The sequence below is a fragment of the Phormidium sp. FACHB-1136 genome (assembly GCF_014697375.1).
GTDB lineage: Bacteria > Cyanobacteriota > Cyanobacteriia > Phormidesmidales > Phormidesmidaceae > Nodosilinea.
On sequence record NZ_JACJRS010000142.1, the window covers coordinates 1 to 9774 of the forward strand.

The 9774-nt window shown below is 56.5% G+C and carries 5 protein-coding genes and 1 pseudogene; 4 read left to right on the forward strand and 2 right to left on the reverse strand.

From position 1 onward, the window contains the following. Positions 1-397: 397 nt before the first annotated feature. Entirely contained in the window at positions 398-697 is a 300-nt protein-coding gene (locus tag H6G62_RS24540) for a hypothetical protein (RefSeq protein WP_190500113.1), read from the reverse strand. A 70-nt stretch (positions 698-767) separates the two neighbouring features. Between H6G62_RS24540 and drmD the strand changes: the two genes are divergently transcribed. Further along, the gene (gene drmD, locus H6G62_RS24545; protein ID WP_190500115.1) at positions 768-3926 is read left to right on the forward strand and encodes a DISARM system SNF2-like helicase DrmD; all 3159 of its coding nucleotides are present in this window, start codon (positions 768-770) and stop codon (positions 3924-3926) included. 3 nt (positions 3927-3929) lie between these two features. Continuing rightward, complete coding sequence (locus H6G62_RS24550) at positions 3930-5078, forward strand: Fic family protein (RefSeq protein WP_190500117.1); 1149 nt, start codon at positions 3930-3932, stop codon at positions 5076-5078. 177 nt (positions 5079-5255) lie between these two features. Here H6G62_RS24550 and H6G62_RS24555 read toward each other — a convergent pair whose 3' ends face one another. After that, positions 5256-5876 (reverse strand): Uma2 family endonuclease, encoded by a 621-nt coding sequence (locus tag H6G62_RS24555; protein ID WP_190500119.1) that lies wholly within the window; start codon positions 5874-5876, stop codon positions 5256-5258. Positions 5877-6037: 161 nt separating this feature from the next. Here H6G62_RS24555 and H6G62_RS28095 point away from each other — a divergent pair, with 161 nt between their 5' ends. Then, positions 6038-9637, forward strand: a complete 3600-nt coding sequence (locus tag H6G62_RS28095) for a type IIL restriction-modification enzyme MmeI (RefSeq protein ID WP_242052261.1) — start codon at positions 6038-6040, stop codon at positions 9635-9637. Positions 9638-9664: 27 nt separating this feature from the next. Continuing rightward, positions 9665-9774: pseudogene (locus tag H6G62_RS28100) on the forward strand (IS630 family transposase); the annotation flags it as partial.

Genomic DNA, 9774 nt, shown 5'->3' on the forward strand with positions numbered 1-9774 from the left:
ACGCCAAGGCCTTGAGGTGTCGCAGATCCCGACGATGGCTATATTGACGCAGCAAGGACAGCACTTGATCATAGAGACAGGTGGTGGCTGGCATGGCAAAGACCCTGAGATATGCAATTCCAGCGTCTCATGTCACCTCACCTTTTCCCCCTCGCAGCACGAGGTTTCAAGCCTTTCACCCACTTCTGTCAGGCAGTCAGGTATCCATCGTCAAGGGGATAGCCCCCAGAACATCCCCACAGCAATACAAGACATGGGGAATGCCTGACTGCTTGGGATTTATCGAAACAACGACCACGGGAACGACGCACTCACGGGTCTAGAACGACCGTAGACTCCGTGAGGCTGATGTCATCTAGAGTACCCAACCCAAACAGCAGAATCACACATTACAAAACTAAATATTCTGACCTCTGAAAGTACCATCACCGCTAAGTTTAAGGCTTCTATTGGGGAGTAAGATGGCCAGCTTTTGCCCAAGCAGCGGTCGAGAAAGAATGTGGTGGCATGGAATGATGGCGAACTCATGCGGCCAGGGGAATTGAACACCGGATAGCTTCTTCAATTTGGCTGAGGTCGCAATCGTAGTCTTCAGCCAGGTCTTGTAATCAGCGGCCACATCAGCATCAGCTACCACTATGGCCCCTGCTCCCGCCATGGCCAGCACCAGCACCATCCAGTTGTAGAGAAAAAGCATGGCTTTGGTGTAGCGATCCTGATAACCCTGGGAATACTGGGATAGTGATGTCGATTCAGTGGTTTTTCCTGTGCGCCTTATTGCTATTCCAGAGCCAGGCCAGTTGGTGGATGTGCGTCAGAGCCGCTTTGTGGTGACGGAGATTCAGCAGACGGTTCCCCTCCAGAGTCCGGTGCTGTCTGGGTTGCCTAGGGCGCAGCATTTGGTGACGTTGGCTTCGGTGGAGGATGACGGGCTAGGGACGGAACTCCAGGTGATTTGGGAGCTGGAGGTGGGTGCCCATGTTTACGAAAAGTCGGAGCTGCCGGAGCCGAGGGGATTTGATTCCCCTGCGCGTCTAGATGCGTTTTTGGATGCGGTGCGGTGGGGGGCGGCCTCCTCGGCGGATATTCGCAATGTGCAGTCTCCCTTCCGTAGCGGCATTGATATTGAGGATTACCAGCTTGATCCGGTGGTGCGGGCCATTCAGATGCCTCGGGTCAATCTGCTGATTGCGGATGATGTGGGCTTGGGGAAGACCATTGAAGCGGGGTTGGTGGCCCAGGAACTAATATTGCGGCAGCGGGTGCGGCGGATTTTGGTGGTCTGTCCATCATCGTTGCAGGTGCAATGGCAGGAGCAGATGCGGGATAAGTTTGGCCTAGACTTTCGCATTGTGGATAGCCACCTAATGCGGGAGTTGCGCCGTCGGCGAGGCATCCACGTTAACCCCTGGAAGCATTTTCCTCGGTTGATTACTTCGATTGACTTTTTGAAGCGGGATCGCAGCCTGCGCCTGTTCAGTGAGGTCTTGCCCGCCGAGGGAGAATCGATCTATCCCCGCAAGTTTGATCTGTTGATTGTGGACGAGGCCCATAATGTGGCTCCCTCAGGCAGCGGCAAGTATGCCATCGACTCTCAGCGGACGGCGGCGATTCGCAAGCTAGAGCCCCACTTTGAACACAAGCTATTTTTGACGGCGACCCCCCACAATGGCTACCCCGAAAGTTTCACGGCTTTGCTGGAGCTTTTGGATAACCAGCGGTTTGCCCGTGGGGTAAAGGCCGACCCAAATCAGCTTCAGGTGGTGATGGTGCGACGGCTGAAGCGGGAACTGCCCCCCCGATGGGACGGTACCCCTCGGTTCCCGAACCGGGTGCTAGAAGCCATTCCGGTGGACTACCGCGACGCCGAGCGGGACGTGCATCGGCAACTCCAGCACTATACCGACCTGCGCCGTAAGGGGGCTGCCGACGACGCCACCGAACTCTACGCCACCGAGTTTGTCCTGAAACTGTTGAAAAAGCGCTTGTTTTCCTCCCCAGAAGCCTTTCGCACCACCCTGGAGCGGCACCGTGAGTCGCTGATGTCGGCCACGCGCCAGCGGAAAACGCGCTTTGCCCAACCTGCGATGGGGATCCTGCGGCGACAGCTTGAGCAGGTGGAGGAAGAGTTTGCCGACGATGCCCTCTACGAAGACGCCACAGAAGATGCCATTACCACTTCGACCCGCCTTTTCCGGGAGCCCAGCCCTGAGGAACAACGCCTGCTGGAAGCCATGCAGCTCTGGGCCAATGGGGCATCGCGCCAGCCAGACTCGAAGGCTCAGGAACTATTGGACTGGATAGGCACCAACATCAGACCCAACGGCCAATGGACGGATCAACGGGTGATTATCTTCACCGAGTACCGAGCGACCCAGAAGTGGCTTTATAACCTAATGGCCAGTGAGGGCTTGGCCCGTGATGAGCGGTTGATGACCCTCTATGGCGGGATGGATTCCCAGGATCGGGAAAAGGTGAAAGCGGCATTCCAGTCCAGTCCTGACCTTTCCCCGGTCAGAATTTTACTGGCCACCGATGCCGCGTCGGAAGGTCTGGATCTACAAAACTATTGCTCCAACCTGATCCACTACGAAATTCCCTGGAACCCAAACCGTATGGAGCAGCGCAATGGTCGGATTGACCGCCACGGGCAGCGAGCGCCTGAGGTGTTGATCTACCACTTCGTTGGCAAAGATTTTCGGGAGACCGCAACCACCGGGGTAAAGCCGGGAGATTTAGAGGGTGACCTGGAATTTCTGATGCGGGCGGCTCTGAAGGTTGAAGCGATCCGGGAGGATCTAGGCAAGGTAGGGCCAGTGATTGCAGGCCAAGTGGAAGAGGCGATGTTGGGGCGACGGGTAACGCTAGATACCACCGTGGCCGAACGAGAGTCGGCCCCTCTACGGCGAATGCTGAAGTTTGAACGGTCGGTGCGAGATCGCATTGACCAGTTGAAGGAACAACTCAGCGAAACCCGTCGCACCCTGCGCCTTACCCCAGACAACATTGAATCGGTGGTAAAGGTAGGCCTAGAACTGGCGGAACAGCCTGCCCTGATTCCCACCAAAGTACCGGGTGTAGCAGGGGCGGCGTACCTGCTACCCGCCTTGCGGGGAAGCTGGGCGGCTTGCTCGGAGGGCCTAGAGCATCCCCATACTAAGGAAGTTCGCCCCCTGGTCTTCGACCCGGATCTTTCCCACGGTCGGGATGATGTGGTGCTGGTGCATCTCAACCATCGGCTGGTTCAAATGTGCCTGCGTCTGCTGCGGGCGGAGGTGTGGTCTCGCCAGGGAAACCAGCGTTTGCATCGGGTGACGGCACGGTTGGTTCCCAGTTCGGCCCTAGAGCATCCGGTGGTGGTGGCCTACGGACGACTGGTGATCTTGGGGGGCGACCAGCAGCGCCTCCATGAGGAGGTGATTACCGCTGGGGGCATTCTAAAGGAAGGCCGTTTCAGCCGTTTGAATGTGGGCCAGGTGCAGCAAGCCCTAGCAGCGGCCCTACCTGACCCGGTGCCGGAGTCCTTTCATCAACGGTTGATGGATCTGTGGCCCAGCCATCGCGACCCCCTACTGCGCTCCCTGGAGGTACGCATGGAAGAGCGCACCAGCGGCCTCCAGAAAGCCCTGCAAGACCGCTGTGAAAAGGAGGTGGCCGACATCACCGCCATCATGACCGAACTGCGGCAGCAAATTCTCAAGGAGCTAGAGCAACCCGATGTGGAACAGCTCACGCTCTTTAGCAGCGCTGAAAAAGAACAGTTTGAGCGCAACCTCAGCAGTTTGCAGCTTCGGGTTGAGCAAATCCCCCAGGGGATTGACCAGGAATCGGTTATCATTCGGGCGCGGTTTCGTGACCCCACCCCTCGCCTGTTTCCCCTCGCCGTGACATATTTGATACCGCAAAAGTTAATTCAACCTTTCTAAAGCATGGTTTTTGAACCAAAGTTTACTTACACCCACACTACCGTTAAGCATCTCGGCATCATTGAAGGGGCAAAGGCTGTCATTGATATTCTGCCACTGCCACCCGATACAAGGCTCAGATTACGTCACGATGCTCTACAGCGTAGTACTCGGCATTCCACTCAGATCGAAGGAAATCCACTCGATGCCGCCGCTGTACGTCGGGCCATTGCCCAAGGTGATCGCCAGGGGAGTAAAGCAGAGCAAGAAATACGCAATTACTGGAGGGCTTTAGATCGGGTAGAAGAATTTGCAGAAACCAGAGGTCAGATTACAGAGGCCTTTATCCAAGAATTACACCGAATCGTGATTGTCTTGGGGCCAGGACGTCGTGGCAGCCGCAGTTCATATCGTCTTGGGGAATGCCCTGTTGTTGATAGCATCACAGGCCGCATTGAGTATGGACCACCTGAGCCAAGGGATGTGCCTCCACTAATGACCGAGTTGGTGGCATGGCTATCGTCGTCAGCTCAGGAGCTACCAGCACCAGTACGAGCAGCCCTTTTAACCCATCGATTCTTAAGCATTCATCCCTTTGATGATGGCAATGGCCGCACTGGGCGATTGTTAGCAACCGCAGAACTTTGGCGTTCTGGCTATCGCATGAGGGGCTTTTTCTCCTTTGACGAGTACTTCAATGCGGATCGCGACCGATACTATCGCAGTCTTCAAATGGGTTTGCCTATGAACTTCTACGATGGTCGCCACGATCCCGATCATTCTCCCTGGTTGAACTATTTTGTGGAAACCATGGCTCAGGCGGCTTCGGATCTCAAAGAGCGATCACAAGCCCTCTACTCAGCCCAGAATCCCTCTGAACCACCATGGGAGGAGCTATCGCGCCGACAGCAGCAAATTTTGACGAGGCTGCTTGCCAGGCTACTGGCGCGTGACGAGGCCGAGCCATTGGTCATTAGAGCATCCGATGTTGAGAATTGGTTTGGCATATCGAACCGAACCTCACGGGAATGGCTGAGGGACTGGGGCGACAATGGGTTCATAAGCCCCATACAGTCAGGCACAGGGCAGCGAATCCAGCGATATCAGCTCAGTGATCCGTGGGCTGCTCTCCTCAATCAAGCCACCTCCCAACAAGACAATAGCGGAAGCTAGAAATATGTCTTTTGGTCAAGAACAACGATTTTTAGAGGGTTTTACCTTTCCTAAGCGCCTAAATAGCGGAAGTGGGGTCAAAACAATAAGACCTATTACGCCCTGTCTCTACAAGCCAGCACGGCGCAACCCTGCGGCCCGATTGGGTCGTGCGATGCCCGTCATAGAGCCAAACCCTCATTCACTAGCGAGTTGAAAGGGTTCGCGGCTATCGGGAAAGACGACATCCTCATAAATTTGGGAGAGCGCAATGTCGAGATTGACGCTCGTTAATGACAGGGCGGTGTCAGGCCCCATGGGGGTGGGGCTGTCGCTGAGGGTGGTGACGAGTTCCCAGTTGCCTCGTTCGTTGCGGCGATAGCCTTCCACCAATACCCGGTCTGGATCAATAAGAACGTACTCTTGCAGGGTTTCAATGCGGCGATAGTGGCGAAACTTTAGCCCCCGATCCCGCGCTTCGGTGGAGTCGGAAAGGGCTTCAATGATGAGACAGGGAAACTGAATATAGGCCCGTGCATGGCGGTCTCGCGGATCACAGGTCACACTCACATCGGGATAGTAAAACGGCCCAGCTTCGGAAATGGCTACCTTCGCATCGCCACTCAAGACCTTGCAGTTCTGCCCTCGCAGGTGGGGCCGCAACAGGGATACCAGATTCACCGCAATTTGGTTATGGGCAATGGTACCCCCGGCCATCGCTACCACATGGCCCTCCATATACTCGAACCGTAGCGGCTGCTGGGCTTCCCACTCCAAATACTCCGTTGGCGTTAGGGTGGGTTGCGGTTGGGCGACCATGGCATCCCCCTTGGCGATGGTGTTGGCGATGGTGTTTGCAGGGACGAGTAAGGGAAAGCTTAAGGATAGCGTTCTCGCCCATTGTAGGCGCGAAAATGGGTCGTGTGCCCGTTTGCCTACGGTCTCGGTGCCCAACGCTGCCTATTGTTTAACGCCGTCCCATGTCTAACGCCCGTCATCACGCTGAATGGTTGTCTCTCGTCGAAGTCTCTGGCCCCTTTGTGAGCCTGCCTGTGCTGCTGCAAGCCTTTCCCCAGGGGTTAGAGGCCCACGACCCCGACCACCTGCGGCGGCTAAAGCTGGCCTACGACGAGTGGCAAGACAACCAGCAGGGTAGTCGCCCCGATCCGGCGATTCATCGGGCGTGGGTGGCGTTTGTGCTTACCGAAACCCTGGCTCTCCCGGAAGAAGTGCTCCTCGGTGGCCAAAGTATTCCGACTGGCCTACAGGTGAACCTGGCAGAGCACGGCGAAACCCTACGGCCTGATTGGGTCGTCATCGATCCTGGCCCTCATCCCCCAACCCCTTCTCCACATCGTGGAGAAGGGGAGCCGGAAGCCTCCTCTCTTACTCCCCCCTCTCCACACCGTGGAGAGGGGGGCCGGGGGGGTGAGGTCAAACCCCGCCTGCTCGTCCAGCTTTACCCGGCCAACCAAGCCCTAGAAAAATCGGTGAAAGGGTCTCGTTGGGCGGCCAGCCCTGCCACGCGGATGATGGAGTTGCTGCACGCCTGTGAGGTACGGCTGGGGCTGATTACCAATGGCGAACAGTGGATGTTGGTGAATGCGCCCAGGGGCGAAACGACGGGCTACATTTCCTGGTATGCCACCCTTTGGCAGGAGGAAACCATTACCCTGCGGGCGTTTCGGTCGCTGCTGGGGGTGGAGCGGTTCTTTAATGTGCCCGATGGCGAAACCCTGGAGGCGCTGCTGGCCCAGAGCGTGAACAGCCAGCAGGATGTGACCGATCAACTGGGCTACCAGGTGCGTAGGGCGGTGGAGGTGTTGGTGCAGTCGTTGGATCGCATCGACCAGGATCGGAACCGAACGCTGTTGGCGGGGGTGTCGGAGACGCGGCTCTATGAGGCGGCGCTGACGGTGATGATGCGGCTGGTGTTTTTGTTCTTTGCCGAGGAGAACCAGCTCATTCCGCCCCAGGAGACGGCGTTTTACGATACGTTCTATGCCGTGACCACCCTGCGGGAACAACTGCGGGAACAGGCCGACCACAGCGGCGAGGAAATCCTAGAGCGCAAGCATGATGCCTGGTGTCGGCTGCTGGCCACGTTTCGGGCGGTGCATGGCGGCGTTCACCACGATGCCCTCTATATTCCGGCCTATGGGGGCAGTTTGTTTAACCCAGACCGCTTCCCGTTTTTAGAAGGTCGCCCGGAGGGAAGCCGTTGGCTGGAGGTGCCCGCCGAACCCATCCCGGTGAACAATCGCACGGTGCTACATTTGCTGGAGGCGCTTCAGGTGCTTCAGGTGCGGGTGCCGGGGGGCGGCGTGGAATCGCGCAAGCTGTCGTTTCGGGCGCTAGATATTGAGCAGATCGGCCATGTCTATGAGGGCCTGCTCGACCATACCGCCGTGCGGGCCAAGGACACCATTCTGGGCCTGGTGGGCACCAAAACCAAGGAGCCAGAGGTGGCCCTAGAGGAACTGGAGCGGCTCTATGGCAAAGGAGAGCAAGACCTACTGGGCTTTTTGAATAAGGCCACAGGCAAATCTGAAGCCGCTCTGAAAAAGCTGATTCCTAGCCCCCCTCATCCCCTAACCCCTTCTCCCACCAGGGGAGAAGGGGAACAAGAATCGGCTGTCTCTCCCCCCTCTCCCGTCCTGGGAGAGGGGGGCCGGGGGGGTGAGGGCCTCGACGCCCACAGTCGCAGCCGTCTGTTGATGGCCTGCTACAACGACCCCGCGTTGTTTAACCGGGTGCTGCCCTGGGCCAAGCTAATTCGCCCGGATACCTTTGACCACCCGACGGTGATTCCGGCTGGCAGTGTGTTTGTTACCCAAGGGACGGATCGCCGGGAGACGGGCACCCACTACACCCCCCGCAGCCTAACCGAGGAAATTGTGAAGTACACCCTAGAGCCGTTGGTCTATGAAGGGGTGGCGGAGGGCAAACCCAAGGAAGACTGGCGGCTAAAATCAGCCCCAGAACTGCTGTCTCTGAAGATCTGCGATATGGCCATGGGCAGCGGCGCGTTTTTGGTGCAGGTCTGTCGGTATCTGTCGGAACGGTTGGTGGAAGCGTGGGAGATGGAGATGCCCCCTCTTCCCCCTAACCCCCTACTCCCACCAGGGGAGCAGGGGGAACAAGAAGCGCCTCCAGTTCCCCTCTCCCTCGATGGGAGAGGGGCTAGGGGTGAGGGTGTTCAGGGGACTAGGGGTGAGGGTTCAAGATCTGGGGGATCTCCCTACCTCCGCATTCTCCCCGATGGTTCGCTGTCGGTGGCGGAACCGGGGGAGGCCATTTTGCCCAACGACCCGGATGAACGCCTTGCGGTGGCTCGTCGCCTGGTGGCGGATCGCTGTTTGTATGGGGTAGACAAAAACCCGATGGCGGTGGAGATGGCGAAGCTGTCGCTGTGGTTGATTACGCTGCAAAAGAATCGGCCTTTTACGTTTTTAGACCATGCCCTGCGCTGTGGCGATTCGCTGCTGGGGATAACGAGCCGCGAGCAGATCGAATTTTTGCACCTGAACCCGGATAAGGAGGCGGTGCAGCTTCGCACAGTGTCGGAGATTTGGCGACCGCTGTTGGCCCTGGCCATTGCCAAACGCAAGGAACTGGAAAGCTTTACGGTGAACGATATTCAAGACCTGGCCCGCAAGGAAGCCCTGCAAGCCGAAGCCGAGGAACTGACCCGCAACATCAAAATTGCGGCGGATTATCTGATTGGCGAAGCCCTGGCCCAGGCGGGCAAGACCGGGAACCTGAAGGTGGAAGACTTGGGCGTGCTATCGGGGTTGGTGACGGATGCCCTGGAGGAACCGGATGAGCGGGCGCGAGAAACCAAGCTACGGCAGATACGGGAAAAGGCCCAGCGGATGCTGAATGCAGGCAAGCCCGAAGGACAACCACCGAGGGAGCCGTTTCATTGGGCGTTGGAGTTTCCAGAGGTGTTTTTGGAAGAGGGAGCATCGAGGGGGTTTTCGGCGATTGTGGGGAATCCACCATTTAAGAGAGGCAAAGATATTACAGGTATCCTTGGAACTTCTTATCGTGATTTCTTAGTGAAATGGATTGCAGATAATGTCAAAGGCAGTGCAGACTTGTGTATCTACTTCTTTTTAAGAGCCGTTAGTTTGTTGAGATCTAGCGCAACTACAGGTTTAGTGGGAACCAATACCATTGCCCAAGGTGATACTAGGGAAGTCGGCTTAGATCAAATTCTTCTTCCTATTAAAACAAAAAATAGGGGTATTAAAAAACAAAGTAATTCAATATATCGAGCCATTTCAAGTCGTCCCTGGCCAGGTACAGCAGCTTTAGAAGTATCTTATGTTTGGATCGAGAAAGGAGAATGGCACGGAGAGTTCTTCTTAGATGACAAGTCAGTAGATGGTATTAATTCTTATCTCACTGTTCCTGGAAAAGTATCAGGAAATCCGTACCGCCTTGATGCAAATTACGGAAAGGCTTCTCAAGGTTTAAATATTTTGGGTATAGGCTTTGTGATGGAGCCTGAGAAAGCTGAAACGCTAATTCAGCAGAATGCTATTGCAGCCCGGAGACTGATTAGGACAGAATAGGGATGTTGTTTCCGCCCCTGAACCCCGATGCCTGCCCCCTACAGTGTGGATTTAAGAGTAAAGGCCGTTGCCGCAGTTGACCGAGGTGAGCGCAAGAGCCACGTCGCTCGTGTCTTGCAGATCAGTCGCAATACGTT

Bases quoted from the DNA above. Each gene is read 5' to 3' on its own strand.
- H6G62_RS24540 (WP_190500113.1), bottom strand. From the start codon at position 697: ATGCTTTTTCTCTACAACTGGATGGTGCTGGTGCTGGCCATGGCGGGA.
- H6G62_RS24550 (WP_190500117.1), top strand. From the start codon at position 3,930: ATGGTTTTTGAACCAAAGTTTACTTACACCCACACTACCGTTAAGCAT.
- H6G62_RS24555 (WP_190500119.1), bottom strand. From the start codon at position 5,876: ATGGTCGCCCAACCGCAACCCACCCTAACGCCAACGGAGTATTTGGAG.
- H6G62_RS28095 (WP_242052261.1), top strand. From the start codon at position 6,038: ATGTCTAACGCCCGTCATCACGCTGAATGGTTGTCTCTCGTCGAAGTC.